General features: G+C 40.1%; 18 protein-coding genes. 8 read left to right on the top strand and 10 right to left on the bottom strand.

Going from position 1 to position 19,363, the window contains the following annotated elements; genetic code table 11:
• Window positions 1-9: 9 nt before the first annotated feature.
• From rsxG to osmB, 5 genes are all read left to right on the top strand, one after another.
• Complete coding sequence (gene rsxG, locus ACPEH5_RS14240) at window positions 10-639, top strand: electron transport complex subunit RsxG (protein ID WP_042843694.1); 630 nt, start codon at window positions 10-12, stop codon at window positions 637-639.
• A complete protein-coding gene (locus ACPEH5_RS14235; protein ID WP_048607238.1) occupies window positions 639-1,352 on the top strand; it encodes an electron transport complex subunit E in 714 nt (237 codons plus the stop codon). Before rsxG ends, ACPEH5_RS14235 begins: the two co-directional genes overlap by 1 nt.
• Before the next feature lie 20 nt (window positions 1,353-1,372).
• A complete protein-coding gene (nth, locus tag ACPEH5_RS14230; protein ID WP_042843692.1) occupies window positions 1,373-2,014 on the top strand; it encodes an endonuclease III in 642 nt (213 codons plus the stop codon).
• Window positions 2,015-2,152: 138 nt separating this feature from the next.
• Complete coding sequence (locus tag ACPEH5_RS14225; RefSeq protein ID WP_071548123.1) at window positions 2,153-4,096, top strand: exoribonuclease II; 1,944 nt, start codon at window positions 2,153-2,155, stop codon at window positions 4,094-4,096.
• A gap of 201 nt (window positions 4,097-4,297) precedes the next feature.
• Window positions 4,298-4,516: an osmotically-inducible lipoprotein OsmB gene (osmB, locus tag ACPEH5_RS14220; RefSeq protein WP_042843689.1), complete on the top strand. Its 219-nt coding sequence runs from the start codon at window positions 4,298-4,300 to the stop codon at window positions 4,514-4,516.
• 86 nt (window positions 4,517-4,602) lie between these two features.
• Here osmB and yciH read toward each other — a convergent pair whose 3' ends face one another.
• The 5 genes from yciH to ACPEH5_RS14195 all read right to left on the bottom strand — a co-directional run bounded on the left by yciH (window position 4,603) and on the right by ACPEH5_RS14195 (window position 8,063).
• Complete coding sequence (gene yciH, locus ACPEH5_RS14215) at window positions 4,603-4,929, bottom strand: stress response translation initiation inhibitor YciH (RefSeq protein ID WP_042843687.1); 327 nt, start codon at window positions 4,927-4,929, stop codon at window positions 4,603-4,605.
• On the bottom strand, window positions 4,926-5,651 hold the full coding sequence (gene pyrF / locus ACPEH5_RS14210; RefSeq protein ID WP_048607244.1) for an orotidine-5'-phosphate decarboxylase: 726 nt from the start codon (window positions 5,649-5,651) through the stop codon (window positions 4,926-4,928). The genes yciH and pyrF overlap by 4 nt, the downstream gene beginning before the upstream one ends.
• Window positions 5,652-5,698: 47 nt before the next feature.
• Window positions 5,699-6,871: a lipopolysaccharide assembly protein LapB gene (gene lapB / locus ACPEH5_RS14205; RefSeq protein WP_042843685.1), complete on the bottom strand. Its 1,173-nt coding sequence runs from the start codon at window positions 6,869-6,871 to the stop codon at window positions 5,699-5,701.
• 6 nt (window positions 6,872-6,877) lie between these two features.
• On the bottom strand, window positions 6,878-7,195 hold the full coding sequence (locus ACPEH5_RS14200; RefSeq protein ID WP_042843684.1) for a LapA family protein: 318 nt from the start codon (window positions 7,193-7,195) through the stop codon (window positions 6,878-6,880).
• A 145-nt stretch (window positions 7,196-7,340) separates the two neighbouring features.
• Window positions 7,341-8,063, bottom strand: a complete 723-nt coding sequence (locus ACPEH5_RS14195; protein WP_131680779.1) for a phosphatase PAP2 family protein — start codon at window positions 8,061-8,063, stop codon at window positions 7,341-7,343.
• Between the two features lie 216 nt (window positions 8,064-8,279).
• Between ACPEH5_RS14195 and ribA the strand changes: the two genes are divergently transcribed.
• Both ribA and hemB read left to right on the top strand, forming a co-directional pair.
• Window positions 8,280-8,876, top strand: coding sequence for a GTP cyclohydrolase II (gene ribA, locus ACPEH5_RS14190; protein WP_042844326.1), 597 nt, complete (start codon window positions 8,280-8,282; stop codon window positions 8,874-8,876).
• Window positions 8,877-9,074: 198 nt separating this feature from the next.
• Window positions 9,075-10,052: a porphobilinogen synthase gene (gene hemB / locus ACPEH5_RS14185; protein ID WP_129465948.1), complete on the top strand. Its 978-nt coding sequence runs from the start codon at window positions 9,075-9,077 to the stop codon at window positions 10,050-10,052.
• 118 nt (window positions 10,053-10,170) lie between these two features.
• Here the strand turns inward: hemB and ACPEH5_RS14180 are convergent, their stop codons facing one another.
• The 4 genes from ACPEH5_RS14180 to cysB all read right to left on the bottom strand — a co-directional run bounded on the left by ACPEH5_RS14180 (window position 10,171) and on the right by cysB (window position 16,192).
• Window positions 10,171-11,265: a hypothetical protein gene (locus ACPEH5_RS14180; RefSeq protein ID WP_206227124.1), complete on the bottom strand. Its 1,095-nt coding sequence runs from the start codon at window positions 11,263-11,265 to the stop codon at window positions 10,171-10,173.
• 253 nt (window positions 11,266-11,518) lie between these two features.
• The gene (locus ACPEH5_RS14175; RefSeq protein ID WP_129465950.1) at window positions 11,519-11,962 is read right to left on the bottom strand and encodes a hypothetical protein; all 444 of its coding nucleotides are present in this window, start codon (window positions 11,960-11,962) and stop codon (window positions 11,519-11,521) included.
• Window positions 11,963-12,246: 284 nt separating this feature from the next.
• On the bottom strand, window positions 12,247-14,919 hold the full coding sequence (acnA, locus tag ACPEH5_RS14170) for an aconitate hydratase AcnA (RefSeq protein WP_129465951.1): 2,673 nt from the start codon (window positions 14,917-14,919) through the stop codon (window positions 12,247-12,249).
• A gap of 298 nt (window positions 14,920-15,217) precedes the next feature.
• Window positions 15,218-16,192: an HTH-type transcriptional regulator CysB gene (cysB, locus tag ACPEH5_RS14165; RefSeq protein WP_042843677.1), complete on the bottom strand. Its 975-nt coding sequence runs from the start codon at window positions 16,190-16,192 to the stop codon at window positions 15,218-15,220.
• Window positions 16,193-16,506: 314 nt separating this feature from the next.
• Between cysB and ACPEH5_RS14160 the strand changes: the two genes are divergently transcribed.
• Window positions 16,507-18,540, top strand: a complete 2,034-nt coding sequence (locus ACPEH5_RS14160; protein ID WP_281111244.1) for a M13 family metallopeptidase — start codon at window positions 16,507-16,509, stop codon at window positions 18,538-18,540.
• 213 nt (window positions 18,541-18,753) lie between these two features.
• Here the strand turns inward: ACPEH5_RS14160 and sodC are convergent, their stop codons facing one another.
• Window positions 18,754-19,278, bottom strand: a complete 525-nt coding sequence (gene sodC / locus ACPEH5_RS14155; RefSeq protein ID WP_042843675.1) for a superoxide dismutase family protein — start codon at window positions 19,276-19,278, stop codon at window positions 18,754-18,756.
• Between the last annotated feature and the right edge of the window lie 85 nt (window positions 19,279-19,363).

Below are 19,363 nucleotides of genomic sequence, written 5' to 3'. Positions count from 1 at the left end.
GGGCCACCGATGTTAAATACAATGCGACGCCATGGTGTCATCTTAGCTATCTTTGCAGCAGGAACTACCGCTCTGAGTGCAGTTGTCTATACGTTAACTAAAGATACCATTGCTAAACAAGCTGCTATTATGCAGAAAAAGTTACTCGACCAAGTTATACCTAGCAATTTATATGATAATGATTTAACCAAAGAATGTTATTTAGTCAAAAATGAAGCCATACTGGGCAATACGCAACCAAGGCACCTCTATATTGCCCGTAAAAATGGTGAACCTGTTGCTGCTGCTTTAGAAACAACGGCTTTAGATGGTTATTCAGGTGCAATTCATCTATTAGTAGGTACCGATTTCAACGGGACAGTCCTTGGTGTTCGAGTCACTGAACACCATGAAACGCCTGGTCTAGGTGATAAAATTGAGACACGCATTTCAGATTGGATCACCTATTTTAGTGGTAAAAAGATTAATTCAGATAATGACCCCAAATGGGCAGTTAAAAAAGACGGCGGCGAGTTTGACCAATTTACAGGGGCAACCATAACCCCTCGTGCGGTGGTCAACGCCACTAAACGCACCGCCGTTTTTATGCAACATGTTCCGCAACAACTGTCGAATTATCCGAGCTGTGGAGAAGAATAATGAGTGAAACTAAAGACCTGTTACTGCAAGGGTTATGGAAAAATAACTCAGCTTTGGTCCAATTATTAGGGCTTTGCCCTCTCCTTGCTGTTTCATCAACAGCAACAAATGCCCTAGGCCTCGGTTTAGCGACTACATTAGTTTTAGTTTGCACTAATATTGCGGTGTCTGCGCTGCGACGTTGGGTACCATCAGAGATCCGTATTCCAATCTATGTCATGATTATTGCTTCGGTGGTGAGTGCAGTACAAATGTTAATTAATGCGTATGCATTTGGGCTATATGAGTCTCTTGGTATTTTTATCCCGCTGATCGTCACTAACTGTATTGTCATTGGCCGTGCAGAGGCATATGCATCGCGTAACCCTGTTCCATTATCAGCGTTAGATGGGTTCGCCATGGGATTAGGAGCAACAGCGACCTTATTTGTGCTTGGCTCTATTCGTGAAATTTTAGGCAATGGAACTTTATTTGATGGCGCTGACCTTTTATTAGGTTCTTGGGCAACATCTCTTCGTATTGAGGTATTACACCTTGATTCTCCTTTTTTACTCGCTATGCTACCTCCGGGCGCCTTTATTGGCCTAGCCTTGCTATTAGCGGCAAAATACCTAATTGATGAAAAAATGAAGAAAAGAGCTGCTTTACAATTGGGCCAACAACCCACTCGTGAGTATGAAAAACAACAAGGTTGTGGCAGCCATATTTCTTAATAATGATATTATTGTGAGCAATGAATAAATCAAAACGTATTGAAATACTAACTCGTCTACGCGATAACAACCCACATCCTACGACAGAGTTACAATTTAACTCCCCGTTTGAGTTACTGATAGCTGTTTTGCTTTCCGCTCAAGCGACTGATGTGAGCGTCAATAAAGCAACGGCAAAACTATACCCCGTCGCAAATACCCCCGAAGCCATAATGGCTCTCGGCGTCGATGGTATTAAAGAATATATTAAAACTATCGGGTTATTTAATACCAAAGCAGAAAGCGTATATAAAACCTGTAAGATTTTAGTCGAAAAGCACCACAGCCAAGTACCCGAAGATAGAGATGCACTCGAAGCCTTGCCCGGCGTAGGCCGTAAAACAGCAAATGTTGTGCTTAACACCGCGTTCGGTTGGCCAACTATTGCGGTTGATACTCATATTTTTCGGGTATGTAATCGCACTAATTTTGCACCGGGGAAAAATGTCGTTGAAGTCGAAGAGAAACTACTCAAGGTTGTTCCTGCAGAGTTTAAAGTCGATTGCCATCATTGGTTTATTTTACATGGCCGTTATACCTGTATTGCACGCAAACCTCGTTGCGGCTCCTGTATTATTGAAGATTTATGTGAATTTAAAGAAAAAATATACCCTGAAGATTAACTTAGTTATGGCTCTATTTGGTTATAGGAAAAACAGTCTGTTAGCGACTAATCTTGTTTGTAACGCATTTTTTCCTTGCTCTAAGACTTTGTCTTACGTAACAATAGAGCCAAACTCAACCTCAATTAAACGGTAAGTATGTTTCAAAACAACCCACTGCTCGCGCAACTTAAACAGACGTTACATGCCCAGACCCCACGCGTTGAAGGGCTGGTAAAAAGCACAGAAAAAGGTTTTGGCTTTCTCGAAGTTGATGGCCAAAAAAGTTACTTTATTCCACCTCCACAAATGAAAAAAGTAATGCACGGTGACCGTGTAATTGCCAGTGTTCATACAGATAAAGACCGTGAATTTGCTGAACCGGAAGAGCTTGTTGAGCCTTTTTTAGATAGGTTTGTTGGGAAAATTCAGAAAAAAGAAAATGATAATCGCTTATTTGTCATTCCCGACCATCCTTCACTCAAAGATATGATTTCCTGCCGTCCCATTAACGGCCTTACCCACGAATTTAAGCAAGATGATTGGGTTGTTGCCCACATGCGTCGTCACCCTTTAAAAGGTGATAAAGGCTTTTATGCAGAAATTACCGAATACATTACTGAGGGTGATGACCATTTTGCACCTTGGTGGGTAACGTTACGGCGTCACCAATTAGACCGTGACGAACCGCAAATGGTTGATAGTGAACGTGACGATCAAGGCATTGAACGGACTGACTTAACCCATTTGCATTTCGTTACTATTGATAGCGCAAGCACTGAGGATATGGATGACGCCCTGTATGTTGAAAAAACAGCAGATGGCGATTTAAAACTTTTCATCGCCATTGCCGACCCTACAAGCTATATCCACGAAGGGAGTGAACTTGATAAACTGGCATTAGCGCGCTCTTATACCAACTATTTGCCCGGTTTCAATATCCCGATGCTGCCGCGTAAATTATCTGATGACCTGTGCTCCTTACGCCCAAATTTACGTCGCCCTGCTTTAGTTTGTACAACGTTAATTAAATCAGATGGTAGTATCGATAATAATATTGAGTTTTTCAGTGCTTGGGTTGAATCAAAAACAAAACTGGTTTATGAGGAAGTCTCTGATTGGCTTGAAAATGTAGGTACTTGGCAACCAGCAAATGATACAGATAAACAGCAAATCGAACTACTCAAAGAAATGGCTGATAAACGGTTACAATGGCGTGAAAATAATGCTTTAGTCTTTAAAGACCGCCCAGATTATCGTTTCGTGCTAGATGATAAAGGAAATGTAGTAGATATCGTTTCTGAACGTCGTCGCAGCTCAAATCGTATTGTTGAAGAAGCAATGATCACCGCTAACCTCTGCGCAGCTGCTGTATTAAAAGAAAAATTAGGTTTTGGCGTATTCAACGTGCATATGGGGTTTGAACCTCTGCAAATTGAACAGGTTGTCCAAACACTCAAAGACCATGGTATTGAAACAACTGCTGAGTCTTTGCTATCCCTAGAAGGTTTCCGCCAACTACGTCGTCAGTTAGATGCACAACCAACCCAATTCCTTGATAGCCGCATCCGTCGTTACCAAACCTTTGCAGAGGTTAAAGCGGACCCCGGTCCACACTTTGGTTTAGGTTTTGATGCATATGCCACATGGACTTCCCCAATCCGGAAATATACCGATATTGTTAACCATCGGCTATTAAAGTCCATCATTGCAGGCAAACCTTCACCTGATAAACCCTCAGAGGAACTATCAATAAAACTAGCCGAACGCCGTCGTGCCAACCGCATGGCGGAACGTGATGTTGGGGACTGGTTATATTCTCGATACTTAAAACCATTTGCAGGGACTGACACAAAGTTCCCAGCAGAAATCATTGATATCACCCGTGGCGGTATACGAGTTCGGTTAGTGGATAATGGCGCAGTCGCATTTGTTCCTGCACCGTTTATTCATAGTGTACGTGATGAAATCCAATGTAGCCAAGAAACCGGGGCTGTACTCATTAAAGGTGAACAAGCCTATCAATTGAACGATATTATTAACGTTACTATCGCAGAAGTTCGTATGGAAACACGTAATATTGTTGCACGCCCAGCAGAATAACTATTCTTGTGCTAATATTTAAAGACCATAAGTTAATGCTTATGGTCTTTTCTTTGTCTAACAATCCGTCATTTGGTTAAAGTTCGCATTAAACGTTAAATTTCGCTGTCCTTGCAAAACATTTTCCTGATTATTCTTATTCGTAATTGTACGTGTCATGGTATTTTATGATTTGTCTAATACGCACTAAGGGTTATAAAAATGAAAATAGTCAGCAAACGTATTTTATCATTCATGGTGATCGCCACTGTCGCTATTAGTGTCAGTGCGTGTTCCAACATGTCTAAGCGTGATAAAAACACAGCAATTGGTGCAGGTGTAGGTGCTGTTGGTGGTGCTGTCCTAACGGGAGGAAGTTCATTAGGTACCGTAGGTGGTGCTGCTATTGGTGGGATTATCGGTCATCAGGTTGGCAAATAAGGCACTACTAACTACACTTTGCCCGCGCTTTCATTCACGCTCCTTAGTTTTTAAATAGCGCTCTTTACGAGCGCTATTTTATGGCTTTAGCCACCCGCTAATTTAACTTGAAAACCTTTGGCTTCGAGGTGTTGTTTTATCACATCGCGCTTATCACCTTGAATTTCGATATTACCCTCTTTTACTGCACCACCACAGCCGCATTTTTTTTTAAGTTCTGCAGCCAGTTTATTTAGTTCAGTATCGTCAAGATCAGTTCCAGTGATCACACAAACCCCTTTCCCTTTACGTCCAGAAGTCTCACGGCGTATCCTTACCACTCCATCACCTTTGGGCCTTTCGATTTGTGGTTTTTCTTCTGCTATACGCCCTACATCTGTACTGTAGACCAATCGGCTGTTGTGTTCACTCATACTAAACCTTTAATAGATTGATTGATTTGCTGTAAGGTCAATGCGGGGTTTTCACTACGCGTTATAGGCCGGCCAATAACCATATAATCTACCCCTGCTTTTATTGCATCTTGTGGCGTCATAATACGACGCTGATCACCAACCTCACTCCCAGCAGGACGGATACCTGGGGTGACTAATTTAAAGTCAGAGCCGCATAATGTTTTCAGTCGTTGTGCTTCATGGGCGGAACAAACCACACCATCAAGACCACATTCTTTAGTGAGCAAAGCCAATCGTTCTGCATGTATAGCAGGAGATACGTTAATACCCACACCCACTAAGTCAGACTCATCCATACTGGTTAACACGGTCACAGCCGTCAACAACGGTGCCTCTTTCCCATAGACCTCAAGTGCTTGGCGGGCAGCTTCCATCATTCGAGCACCGCCACCAGCATGAACATTTACCATCCATACCCCCATTTCTGCAGCAGCAGCTACAGCACGAGCAACGGTATTCGGAATATCATGGAATTTTAAATCTAAAAAAACATCAAAACCACGCTCATGGAGCGATTTAACAAATTGAGGACCATTAAAAGTGAACATTTCTTTGCCTACTTTTAAGCGGCAATCACGAGGATCTAAGCGCTCAACAAACGCCAAAGCTGCGTTAGCATCTTCATAATCAAGTGCCACAATGATTGGCGAATATGTCTGGTTCTCAGTTGACGAAATCATTTCTTAGCCTTTAAAAAGTCATATTTATTTGAAAAAAAGTGACGCTGTCACTGCCCATCTAACCCGCGAATTGGTTTTATTGTGTCCCAAGAGCGACAAGATGGGCAATGCCAATATAATGAGTGCGAAGTGAAACCGCATTTATGGCAGCGATAATCCGGTTTTGTGCGAATTTGTTCCCCGACCATTTTACGTAATAAGATCAAGCTTTCTTTTGCTCGACCTTCTTCAGCTTCTTGTAAATGGTAGTCCATTAAGCGATAGAATAAGCGCATGGTTGGGTGACGTTGAATTTGGTCATTAATGTAACTCGCCGCAGCTTCATGATTTTGTTGTTCAACGATAATATCTGCAAGATAGAGTTCGGCAATTGCACCTGAATTACCCGCAACACATTGACGAAGGTAATTCTCCCATTCATTAGATTGCCCTGTATGTTGATAACAGTCATAAAGTAAAGGAAGAGTATCTGCAACAAGTTCTCTATCTTGTTCATAGACCTGTTTTAGCACATTAATTGCTTTATCATAATTACCTTGCTCAATAAATAACCGCCCTTTCATTATTGAGACACGAGCACAGTTTTTATCCGCTTGTTCTGCTTTATTTAATAATGTAAGGGCATCGTCAAGGTCATCACTGGCTAATTGTTGAGTCGCTAACTCACAGTAAAAATGTGCAATCTGTTCACGTAATTCATTATGACCTAACTTTACCAATTTACCGGCGGCCTCAATGGCATTTGTCCAATCACTCGTTAATTGATAAATATTTAAAAGCGATTGTAATGCACTGAGTTTGAAATCCACCTCATCAGTGAGTTGTTGGAACATGCTTTCAGCACGGTCATAAACCCCCGCCGCCATATAATCACGACCAAGTTGCTGAGTTGCCAAAAGACGCTGTTCAAAAGATAACGCCGCACTTTCCACCAGCGATTGGTGAATACGAATGGCGCGTTCAACTTCCCCGCGTGAACGAAATAAATTACCGAGAGTAAGGTGGGCTTCAAAAGCGGAGCTATCTTCATTTTTTAGCATATCGAGGAATAAATCGACAGCTTTATCTTGTTGATTAGATAATAGAAAGTTCACGCCTGTCACATAATCACGTGACAAGCGATTCGCATGTTGTTGCTTATCTTGTTGAGCACTTCTGCGCCCCATGTACCAACCATAAGCAGCAGCGACTGGTAGCAGCAGAAACAGCAACTCGAACATACAGGATTATTCCTTGTTCTGAGCCGTCACTAATGAGGTTGAGTCAGAAATATTACTTTCTCCAGCACCTAATTGTGATTCTAAACGTCTAATTTTACGACGTGCATTTTTTAGACTAACTACCATGCGCAGATAGAATACCGCACACACCAACCAGCCTAGCACAAAACCGACACCAAAAAGTGATGCAAGCAGGGTCGATAATGAGAAATCCCCTTTTGCAATCAGGTAGTTAAATGTAATAACCTGATCATTGCTTGAACCTAGCGTAATCGAAATAATAAAAAATGCGACAGCTAGTAATAAAATCAGAAAGTATTTCACATTTTTTCCCGTTATCAGTTCTTATTCATTCAATAATATCTACCTGATAAGGTAGCATTTCCAGCGCATTCAGACAAAGTAATTTATTTTATACAACGCTTAATTCAACCTAAAAATACCCTATCTATCACTGCTTGCTGAAAGATTAGTCTGCTTTGCTTCTAAACCAACGAAATTGCAATACCCCGTACCCTAATATTGCAAAGCTAGCGCTGATGACTACTGAAGCAATAATGTCAATTGGCCAGTGCATTCCTAATAGCATACGACTAAATGCGATACCTTCCGCCCAAACAGCGAGGCCTATCGCTAATATATACAGACGTTGCTGCCAAAAAAGAGCAATCAGCAATAAAGCCCAACCAGCAGCAAATAACATGTGCCCTGATGGAAATGAATACCCTGTTTCAGCTTGCCAATGCTTACGTTGCCATTTAGCAACAGTGTTATCCTGCTTAACAGTATTTTTAACTAATGCTGCCCGCTCAGATCTTTTTAAATCATAAAATTCGGCTGTTGGAATATGATGTTCAGTTGCTAACCAGGCCACATAAGGCCGTGGCTCTTTAAACGAATTTTTTAGCAGGGTTTTTACCCCTTGTTGAAGTAAGATCACACTAATAACAACCAGTAAAACTTTTAGCAGATGCGTTTTCTCTGTACGAAACGCGAAAATGACAGCCCCGATAAATAATAAAGAAGTCAAAATGCTGTATGGAGCGCCAGCAGAATTAGTTAACCATAGTAACCATTTACCGACGCCTGATTGGTTTTCTGGTGACCAATGCCAGCCCGCCATAATCATTAACATGGGTGGAATAATCAACAACAGCGCAAAAGCACAAACGACCAAAATAGTTTTTCTCATTTAATGCATTCCATAAATATAAATCTAACTAAATCAATAAATATTACATTCACCCATTATTAACTCTGTTATAGTAATACACCATTGGTAGTGTGCAAAGAAAACCAACCTCTATATGCTAAACGTCATATATCGTCGATACATTATACTCACTGTACTTTATATCGATAAACGTTATTAATTAAGCAAGAGTTACTTTAACTAATGAATGAAAATATGCAGCTAAAACGTGTTGCCGAGGCAAAGCTACCCACACCTTTCGGTGAATTCTTAATGGTAGGTTTTGAAGAAATAGCAACTGGTCGTGATCATGTAGCGTTAATTTTTGGCGATATCTCTGGAAATGAGCCGGTACTTAGCCGGATCCATTCCGAATGTTTAACAGGAGATGCGCTATTTAGTCTACGCTGCGATTGTGGTTTTCAATTAGAAGCCGCGCTTTCTCAGATTAGTAAAGAAGGCCGAGGGGTATTACTTTACCATCGTCAAGAAGGACGAAATATTGGCTTACTAAATAAAATCCGTGCTTATGCTTTACAAGATCAAGGTCTTGATACCGTTGAGGCAAATATCAAATTAGGCTTTAAAGCTGACGAACGTGATTTTACCTTATGTTCTGATATGTATAAATTACTCGGTATTAACGAAGTCCGTTTATTGACCAACAACCCACAAAAAATCGAAAAGATGCGTGACGCGGGTATTAACGTTATTGAACGTGTACCACTTATTGTTGGGCGCAACCCTAGTAATGAGCATTACTTGGATGTAAAAGCACAAAAAATGGGTCATATGTTGTTTAAGCACCAATAGCCCCCTCACAGGAAGAGCGTCATGCTCTTCCTTATAATACCTTTTTAAATTTTAACCAAATATAACAACCCTGATGGTTGCATTTATTAACTGCTATATTCACTTTCTTTCTATAAGGTTTATACTGTTAGCAATATTATTACCTTGATAAATACGCTTAATCATTTAAGTTTGTTTTTCAAACAACAAGGAGATATTGTGAACAACCTGCCAACCATTCAACGCATGAGAAGACTGCGTAAAACAGAAAAGCTCCGCACTTTATTCCAAGAAACTCAGTTAACTATTAATGACTTATGTCTACCTATTTTCGTTGAAGAAGAACTTGATGATTATATGCCGATTGCCAGTATGCCCGGCGTGATGCGTATTCCTGAAAAACGTCTTGCTTATGAAATTGAGCGGATTGCCAATGCAGGTATTAAATCTGTGATGACTTTTGGTGTTTCTCATCACCTTGATGATAATGGTAGCGATGCATGGCAAGAAAATGGCCTTGTTGCGCGAATGTCCCGAATTTGTAAAGAAACGGTACCTGAGATGATTGTTATGTCAGACACCTGTTTCTGTGAATATACCTCACATGGTCACTGTGGTGTGATGCATGGCCATATTGTTGATAATGATGCAACTATCCATAACTTAGGGTTACAAGCTGTTGCAGCTGCACGGGCTGGTGCTGATTTTATAGCTCCATCCGCAGCAATGGATGGTCAGGTAGCCGCTATTCGTCAAGCTCTTGATGCAGCCGGCTTTACGGATACAGCAATTATGTCTTACTCAACAAAGTTTGCTTCCGCATTATATGGCCCTTTTCGTGACGCCGCGGGTTCTTGCTTAAAAGGTGATAGAAAAACCTACCAAATGAACCCAATGAATCGCCGTGAAGCGTTACATGAGTCATTAATTGATGAGCGTGAAGGTGCTGATGCATTAATGATTAAGCCTGCAGGAGCGTATTTAGATATCATCCGTGACTTGCGTGAACAAACCCAATTACCGATTGGGGCTTACCAAGTAAGTGGGGAATACGCTCAAATTAAATTTGCAGCTCAAGCGGGAGCAATTGATGAAACTCGCGTGGCACTCGAAACGTTAGGTTCTATTAAACGTGCAGGAGCTGACTTAATTTTTAGTTACTTCGCCCTGCAATTAGCCGAAGACAAGGCGTTATAATTTTCATCAGTCTATAGATGGCAACAAGGTTATTTGTTGCCATCTATACCCTATTTATATTTAGGTCCTACCCAATTAATGACTAACAAAAATACTGTTGTAGCCCCTTTTGTTGCTCTTAATTACTTGTAATGCTTGTTTCTAATCCAGCAAGCTGATTTTGATACATATCTTTTGTGTTATTCTGCTTATCTAACTCAGTTTGCAATTTATTTAAGCTAGTTGTACATGAATTCATTTTTTCCTGTACGTAATTTTGCACTGAAACATTCAATTCTTTACTATAATTCTGGATTTTATTTTCATGTTCTGTACTGAGTTCATTCTTTTTGTTTTGTAATTCTTGGATTTTATCTAATGCTACAAAATATTGTTGTACGTTTTCCGTAAAATTGCGACCCTCGAGATTTGGAACCTTGGTTTTTCCTGAAAACTCTTTGTGTCCGTCCTTTAACTCGAAACCAAATTTTTTCATCGCAAAGGAATCACTGGTTAGATAGCTTTTCCATGTAGTCTTTATCTCCCCGAAAAAACCACTATTCTCTACCTTAAAAATTTCTCCCTTTATCGCCTTATCTAATGAATCTCCTATATCTGGAATTTTTTTAACCAGCTCGTTTCTTTTAGTTAGTGATTTATTTTTGTTATTTTCAATAGCCGTATCAAGTTGCTTAATGCCTTTATTATAGTTTTCAATTGCCGTTGCTATTTTTTCAGTAACTAGCCCTTGATGATCCTCAGCCAGTAAAGAAACAACATCAGGTGTTTTAAGAAATTCAATTTCTAATTTTTTCTTATTTATTTTTTCTTCAGTCTTGATAATGTCATTTTTAATTCCGTTAAGTTCATTCTTTGTATTATTATATTTTTCTATTAAATTCGATTTTTTTGTTTCTAATGTGCATTTCTCTTTTGCACCTATTGATGCTAAAAGCGTTGTTTTGACAAAATTTAATTTTGTACTCTTCTCTTGATACATGCCTGAGTTCTGTGATTTAAGTTTTTCGATAAGTTTATCTATGCGGGACTCAAACACCTCCGTCCCGCCACTCATCAGTCTATTAAATTCGGAGCTATCAGTACTATTAGTGATCTTTGCAATATTACCGACTAACTTATTCAGTTCATTGAGCGGTTTTTTTGATACCTTACTTGACACCTCTAATTTATTGAGTGCGTTAATAAAACGCTGGGGTTGGCTTATCGTTGCCATAATATTATGTTCCTTTATTAAGTAAATGATATTTTTACAGATGCATTGCACCCTCAAGAATATTTACCTAACAAACATGAGACAATTCACTTATTTTGAAAAATTATTATTTCTTCGGAATATATCAGAATGACAATCTGGAAGCCTCTTATAATGCCACATACAGCAACACTGTATATAAACACAGTATTGCCGTTTTTGGTCATTTTAGAAGAATAAATAAACAGAAAAAGCCCAAAACACTTTCAATCGATTATTTTTCAAGCTGTAACTCTAGCTGTTTCGATAACCCTTGTGCATATCTCTGCGCTTCTTCTGGTGTTAACAAGCCCGCAATCAATAAATCCGGTTTCCCTGAGGACGTTTCTGCGACCACTCCCCAATACTCGACCTCAAAGGTAATACTCTTAGGGTCTTGATCAGGCATTGGTAAAATATCAAAATAATCTTTTAATGGAGCAATGGTGATAGCGGTATAATCTGCATTTAAACCGAGTGGAAATTCTTTATCCGCGTACAAACGTAAGTCATGCACTTCCGTTTCTGGTGTTCTCATAACGATAGAATATAAATTAGGGATATGCTCTAAAATGTCACGAACCTCTTCATTTGCCCCATCAAAATGAGAAGTCGTCAATAAAATGTCTGCTGCCCACAATGCCCCTTTATAGAAATCGGTTTCATTGATATCTGCCATATTTATTTCCTTTATAGTGTTTTCGATAAGTTCAATCACTGTATGGTTGATGCAGAAGCGATTACATTTATATTATTTTCAACAAAGAAACTGATTTATAGCGAACTACACCCTATTCTTAAGCAATAATGATAATCGTATTCCCCTTTAATTGGTCATCTATTTATTACCATAGCCCAGAATCGAAACGAAAAAATTGAGAAAGAACAAGATTAATAAACAAGATAATATATTTAAAAAAAACGTCTGCTGGGCGAACCATGCAGACGTTATTGCAGTAAAAGTTAGTGTAACATTTGTCTTATTACATAATGTAAAATACCGCCATGACGGTAATAATCCATTTCTGTCGAGGTATCAATACGACAGCGCATGGTAACGTCCTTTACCTCACCATTGCCGTAAGTAATTTTAACGACAATGTCTTGCCCTGGCACAAGTGACTGTAGACCATTAACATCAATACGCTCATCACCTTTTAACCCTAGTGTTTTACGGGACTCGCCATCTTTAAACTCTAAAGGAACAACCCCCATTCCAATTAAGTTAGAGCGATGAATACGCTCATACGACTCAGCAATCACAACCCTAACACCTAACAAATTGGTCCCTTTAGCTGCCCAGTCACGGCTAGAACCCGAACCATACTCTTTACCCGCAATGATAGCCAATGGACGTTTGTCTTGTTGATATAACATCGCTGCATCATAAATCGCCATTTGCTGCCCTGTTGGGATATGCAATGTGTAGCCACCCTCAACCCCTGGCACCATTTCATTACGAATACGAATGTTTGCAAATGTCCCTCTCATCATCACCTCATGGTTACCACGACGTGACCCGTAAGAGTTAAAATCCGCAACCGCAACACCATGCTCTTGCAAATAACGTCCTGCAGGGCTCTCTTTTTTGATGTTACCCGCAGGTGAAATATGATCTGTTGTAACTGAATCGCCAAGGATAGCTAAAATATTTGCACCATGAATATCTTTGATTGGTGCGGGTTGAACTGACATCCCTTCAAAAAAGGGTGGATGGCGAATATAGGTTGAATCTGCCTGCCAATGGTAGGTTGATGAACTTTCAACTTCTAATGCACGCCAAGCCTCATCACCGTCAAATACCGCATTGTATTCTTTACGGAACATATCCGTTTTAACTTGCTGCACTGCCTGAGCAATTTCGACACTAGAAGGCCAAATATCTTTCAGATAGACATCATTGCCCTGCTTATCTACACCTAGTGGCTCATTCTTCAAGTTAATATTCATATTCCCCGCTAATGCATACGCGACTACCAAAGGCGGTGATGCTAGCCAGTTAGTTTTCACTAATGGATGAATACGCCCCTCAAAGTTACGGTTACCTGACAGCACCGCCCCAACAGTTAAGTCTGTTTGCTTAATCGCATCTTCTATCGGTTCTGGTAATGGCCCTGAATTACCAATACAAGTCGTACAACCATAACCGACAAGGTTAAAACCTAATTTATCAAGATAAGGGGTTAAGCCCGCGACGGCCAGATAGTCAGTAACAACTTTAGAACCTGGTGCTAATGAGGTTTTCACCCAAGGCTGGCGCATTAACCCTTTTTCAACCGCTTTTTTCGCTAGTAACCCTGCGGCCATTAATACGCTTGGATTAGATGTATTAGTACATGATGTGATTGCGGCAATCACAACCGCCCCATCTGTGAGTTCAAAAGTCTTATTTTGATATTTCACTGTCGGTTGTGCATTTTTTTCTTTCTTATTAACTTCTAATTCAACTGCACCGCGAAAAGCTTTAGGGACTTGGCTTAGCTCAACTCTGTCTTGTGGACGTTTAGGCCCAGCAAGGCTAGATTCAACTGTCGACATATCAAGTTCTAGCGTACTGGTGAAAATTGGTTCATCACCAACGTGACGCCATAAGCCTTGCTCTTTACTATATGCTTCCACCAGCGCGACTTCATCATCGCTACGGCCGGTTAACCGCATATATGACAATGTAATGTCATCAATAGGGAAAAAACCACATGTTGCCCCGTACTCCGGTGACATATTCGCAATGGTCGCTCTATCCGCTAACGGCAAATCGGCTAACCCATCACCATAAAATTCAACAAATTTACCGACAACACCATGTTTACGTAGCATTTGTGTTACCGTCAGCACTAGGTCTGTCGCGGTGATCCCTTCGGATAATTTCCCTGTTAATTTAAAGCCCACGACATCAGGGATCAGCATCGAAACTGGCTGACCTAACATAGCAGCTTCTGCTTCAATCCCACCCACACCCCAGCCAAGTACACCTAGCCCGTTGATCATCGTAGTATGGGAGTCAGTTCCTACTAAGGTATCAGGATAAGCGTATAACTGACCGTCAATTTGTTCGTACCAAACCGCTTTACCTAAATATTCTAAGTTAACTTGGTGGCAGATCCCCGTACCTGGTGGAACCACTCGGAATCGATTAAAAGCCTTTTGGCCCCAACGCAAAAATAGATAACGTTCATGATTACGTTTCATTTCAATTTCGACGTTTTCACCAAATGCAGATTGTGTGGCAAATTCATCCACCATAACAGAGTGGTCAATGACTAAATCTACCGGAGATAATGGATTTACTTGTTCAACATTCCCCCCAAGAGACTTAACGGCTTCACGCATCGCCGCAAGGTCAACAACTGCGGGAACCCCCGTAAAGTCTTGCATGAGTACACGAGCAGGTCGGTAAGCAATTTCCCTGTCTGCGTGCCCCTTTTTTTGCCAATCAATAATCGCTTGTAAGTCTTGTTCTACCACCGAGGTTCCATCAATATGACGCAGTAGATTCTCAAGTAGGACTTTTAAAGATTTAGGTAACTTAGAACCGTCACCAAGTTTTTTAGCAGCACGTGCTAAGCTGAAGTAATGATACTGCTTGTTTCCAACAGTGAGCATGGAAGCACTGTCTGATTTTAGGCTCAACGACATAACTCCTCCTTGGTTTTTATAACTATAACGATAGGTATTAGCTACCGCCCTTATTTTTTGTTAACCAATTGTAATCATAGTTGCTTTAGAAATTTGATTTATAGATTTTGTGCCAAATTTTGAATTCCTATCTATTTATCATAGGAAATTTAAGTTAAGAAGGGAAATTGATACATTGAAAATATGTGGTCAGTGAACAGTTGCGTAGGTAAAATAAAGTGACTAGCCTTCTTGAATAGCAAATTGTAGCTAGGTAGATAGCGCTATTAGTAACCATCGCCCTAGCTACAACAAAGAATTAAATAATCGGCAACTTCATATCTTTAAAGAATTCTTCGATATCCTCATTATGCCTTAATGCGACTGCTTTATCGACGACATCACGCGTTAAGTGAGGTGCAAAACGCCAAATAAAATCATACATATAGCTACGAAGAAATGTGGTTCGTTTAAAACCAATTTTTGTTGTGCTATAGCTAAATTTATCGCGCATATCAATAACAACTAAATCACTGTCACTAATTGGGTCAACAGCCATACTGGCAATAATTCCGATCCCTAGACCTAACCTTACATAAGTTTTAATAACGTCTGCATCCGTAGCAGTAAAAATAATTTTTGGTTCTATGCCGACTTTTTGAAATGCAACATCGAGCTCTGAACGCCCTGTAAAGCCATGGGTGTAAGTCACAATTTGGTATTGGGCTATATCCTCAATAGTGACATTTTTTTTCGCGGCTAATGGATGGTCTTTTTGTACCACAACACAACGGTTCCAGTGGTAACACGGCAACATTATTAAGTCACTATACAAATGCAATGCTTCCGTCGCGATAGCAAAATCACTATTCCCCTTACAAACTTCCTCTGCAATTTGTGTCGGTGAGCCTTGTTGCATATGCAAAGAAACATGGGGATAACGCTCTATAAAACCTTTGATTACCGGCGGTAATGCATAACGTGCTTGAGTATGTGTGGTTGCAATACTCAAACTCCCTCTATCAGGATAGGTATGTTCCCCTGCCACCGACCGGATTGCCTCTATCTTAGACAATACCTCACGAGAAATACGTATAACTTCTTCCCCTGCTGGGGTTACGTGAGTTAAGTGTTTACCACTGCGGGCAAAAATTTGAATCCCTAACTCATCTTCAAGCATCCTTACTTGCTTACTGATCCCTGGCTGTGAAGTAAAAAGCCCCTCCGCAGTCGAGGAGACATTTAAGTCATGGTTAACGACCTCAACAATATAACGTAATTGCTGCAATTTCATATTTCAGTCTACCTCTTGCTTAATTATGTGGCTTTCACTATAGCTAAATAATATTAGTTATAACCAAAAGATATATATAACCAATTTGATATAACTAATATAACATTATTCAAACAAGAATAAACAGTATGATGATAAAATTTCATCTATACCTTACTTCTATCATTAGGGTCGTAAGAAATTGCAAAGACGGGTTAATTTAATTTCATAATGTGATTCAATAGATAAAATCAAACTGGAAAGATTTCCACTGCATTACCAATATTAATGAGTAATAGTGAAAATCAATATTCTCAACGAAGAGAGGTTGCTACATGCGTATAAATATTTTGGCTTTAATTATTGGTATGTCTACTACTTCTTTTGCCCCCCAATTGCTGGCAAAAGAAGTCTCTTATGGGCAACAAAAAATTGTCCTATCTGATTCAATCAACCCAGGGAATGACTTTTACCGCTATGTAAATGAGGATTGGATAAGCAAAGCCAAAATTCCAACAGGTATGCCACGTATAAACTCTTTTGTTGACTTGTATTTGAACACCGAAAAACAGACCCAATCTATTATTGATGAGTTACAAAAAATACCAGAAAACTCATTGAGTCATAATCAACGTAATATTCGTAATTTATATCTCAGCTACCTTAATGAGGAAGCCATCGAAAAATCAGGTCTCAGCCCAATACAACATGACTTAGACGCCATCAAAAAAGCTAAAGATCATAATGAAATAAGTGCGTTAATGACTCAGCCTGACTATAAATCACTGATTTCCTATTGGGTCGATTTAGATGCAAAGGCTCCTGATACTTACGTGTTATATCTTGGTCAAGGCGGGTTAGGGTTGCCTAATCGAAATTATTACCTTGAGGATACCCCTCAAATGAAAGATATTCGCCAAAGTTATATTGCTTATATCGGGACAATGTTGAAGTTAGCAGGTGAAACAGGTGTTGAGCAAAAAGCACAGAAGATTTTTGACTTAGAAAAGTCTCTTGCCACCGTTCATTGGAGCCCTGAGGCACGCCGTGATACTCTAAAAAATTACCATGCGATGTCCCTTGATGAAATGAAAAAATATACCCAAGGTTTTGATTGGGGTGCATTTATTAGCAGTAGAAAATTAACGGATAAACAACTTGAAAAAGTCATTGTGGAAACAGACAGCGCTGTTGAACAAACAGCAAAAATTTTCGCAGATACGCCTATTTCAACATTAAAAGACTATTTAACTTTTCAATATATTAGTGAGCATGCTCGCTATTTAAATAAAACCGTTGCTGATGCCCAGTTTGATTTTTACTCAAAAAAACTCAATGGCGTAGAGAAACAAAGAACTCGCCAAGAACGCGCACTACAAACAGTTAATTCCCTACAAGGTGAGCCATTGGGTCAAATTTATGTCGAAAAATACTTTGATCCACAGTCCAAAGAAAAAATTAAAGATCTCGTCAGTTATGTCAGGGGAACATTTAATGAGCGCCTGAAGGATAATGACTGGATGGATGACACCACTCGCCAAGAAGCATTAAAAAAACTAGAACAATTCACAGTAAAAGTCGGCTACCCTGACCAATGGAATGACTTTAGTACAATCAACTTAAACCCAAATACCCTCTTAGAGAATTACAAACAGGTTCTAGCATGGTCATACGATGATATGATCAGCAAAATTGGCCAACCAGTGCGTAAATGGGAATGGGGCATGACACCGCAAACGGTTAATGCCTATTTTAACCCTGTACAAAATGAGATAGTGTTCCCTGCTGCAATTTTACAAGCGCCATTCTTTGACCCAAATGTTGACCCTGCTTATAACTATGGTGCCATCGGGGCAGTTATTGGTCATGAGATGGGCCATGGCTTTGATGACCAAGGCAGCTTATATGATGGTACTGGCCAGTTACGCAATTGGTGGAGCGATAGCGCAAAAGAGCATTTTAAACAAAAAACTGAGAAGCTTGTTGAACAATATAATGGTTTTGCTGTTGACGATTTGAATGTTAATGGGCAACTCACATTAGGCGAAAATATTGGCGACCTTGGCGGGCTCAATATTGCCTTAAGTGCTTATAAACAATTCGTTAAAGAAAATTACCCGAATGGAGAAGCCCCTATTATTGATGGAACAACAGGGTTACAACGTTTCTTTATTGCTTGGGCGCGCACATGGCAAGAACTGTCAAATAAAGAGTCTGAACGTAACAAAATTATGACCGACCCACATAGCCCTAACCAGTTCCGTGCAAATGGCGTGGTACGAAATATTGATGATTGGTACCAAACTTTCGGTGTTGATAAAGATAGTGCGCTGTATTTAGCGCCAGAACAACGTATTCGTATTTGGTAATACAAAAATAAGGTTCGGGATACTACCCGAGCCTTATTTTTCTAACCTTCATCTAAACCGAAAACAAGGTTCTATCTTTTCACTAAAATACGCTAAATAATTCGAGTTGTGACTAGCGAGCAAATGCTGTAAGCCCTAAGAGCATAACAAAAAGTATGTGATTAGGGTTAACAACCGTAGCCAACAACGCCACAGCTCGAAATATAACGAATATTATTTAATAACGCCGCAAGCCATCCTCGCCCCGCCGCCACCTAAAGCTTCAGGGTTGTCAGAATAGTTATCACCACCAACATGCACCATGAGAGCTCTTTCTTGGACATCTTTCAGTGATTTTAAGCGTGGTGCTAATACCGCATAGTTTGCATTGCCTTGGCTATCAGCAACTAAACCGGGTAAGTCACCTAAGTGACCGCTATTATCGTATGGGCCTTTATGAACCCCGGTTTTTGCAGGGTCTAGATGACCACCAGCTTTTAATGCAGGGACAGATTTGCCATCTTTGTCTGCGGGTTCACAACTTGGGTTTTCATGGACGTGGAAGCCATGAACTCCCGCTTGCAAGCCAGCTAATTTAGGAGTAAACAGTAATCCGTATTCTGTTTCTGTGATAACAACCTCACCTATTGCTTTACCATCGCCAGTCGGCGTTGCCTCTTTTAATACTACGGTAGATTGAGCCGCATACGCAGTGCCCGCAGTAAATAATGCAGCCAGTAAACACATTTTTAACTTCATTTTGCCTCCGGTGGATAACGTTTATCTATCATTCCATCGACTTACCTTAATACATTCATAAGATAAGAATTGTACTGTTTTAATC

Source organism: Providencia sp. NPDC089933, from assembly GCF_049545585.1.
Lineage (GTDB): Bacteria > Pseudomonadota > Gammaproteobacteria > Enterobacterales > Enterobacteriaceae > Providencia > Providencia huashanensis.
This window is presented reverse-complemented; position numbering and strand designations above follow the sequence as displayed.

Coding starts and splice junctions, on each gene's coding strand:
- cysB (WP_042843677.1), bottom strand. CDS start 16,192: ATGAAATTGCAGCAATTACGTTATATTGTTGAGGTCGTTAACCATGAC.
- ribA (WP_042844326.1), top strand. CDS start 8,280: ATGCAGCTAAAACGTGTTGCCGAGGCAAAGCTACCCACACCTTTCGGT.
- rsxG (WP_042843694.1), top strand. CDS start 10: ATGTTAAATACAATGCGACGCCATGGTGTCATCTTAGCTATCTTTGCA.
- ACPEH5_RS14195 (WP_131680779.1), bottom strand. CDS start 8,063: ATGAGAAAAACTATTTTGGTCGTTTGTGCTTTTGCGCTGTTGTTGATT.
- ACPEH5_RS14180 (WP_206227124.1), bottom strand. CDS start 11,265: ATGGCAACGATAAGCCAACCCCAGCGTTTTATTAACGCACTCAATAAA.
- ACPEH5_RS14235 (WP_048607238.1), top strand. CDS start 639: ATGAGTGAAACTAAAGACCTGTTACTGCAAGGGTTATGGAAAAATAAC.
- ACPEH5_RS14160 (WP_281111244.1), top strand. CDS start 16,507: ATGCGTATAAATATTTTGGCTTTAATTATTGGTATGTCTACTACTTCT.
- ACPEH5_RS14225 (WP_071548123.1), top strand. CDS start 2,153: ATGTTTCAAAACAACCCACTGCTCGCGCAACTTAAACAGACGTTACAT.
- acnA (WP_129465951.1), bottom strand. CDS start 14,919: ATGTCGTTGAGCCTAAAATCAGACAGTGCTTCCATGCTCACTGTTGGA.
- ACPEH5_RS14175 (WP_129465950.1), bottom strand. CDS start 11,962: ATGGCAGATATCAATGAAACCGATTTCTATAAAGGGGCATTGTGGGCA.
- nth (WP_042843692.1), top strand. CDS start 1,373: ATGAATAAATCAAAACGTATTGAAATACTAACTCGTCTACGCGATAAC.
- yciH (WP_042843687.1), bottom strand. CDS start 4,929: ATGAGTGAACACAACAGCCGATTGGTCTACAGTACAGATGTAGGGCGT.
- sodC (WP_042843675.1), bottom strand. CDS start 19,278: ATGAAGTTAAAAATGTGTTTACTGGCTGCATTATTTACTGCGGGCACT.
- lapB (WP_042843685.1), bottom strand. CDS start 6,871: ATGTTCGAGTTGCTGTTTCTGCTGCTACCAGTCGCTGCTGCTTATGGT.
- osmB (WP_042843689.1), top strand. CDS start 4,298: ATGAAAATAGTCAGCAAACGTATTTTATCATTCATGGTGATCGCCACT.
- pyrF (WP_048607244.1), bottom strand. CDS start 5,651: ATGATTTCGTCAACTGAGAACCAGACATATTCGCCAATCATTGTGGCA.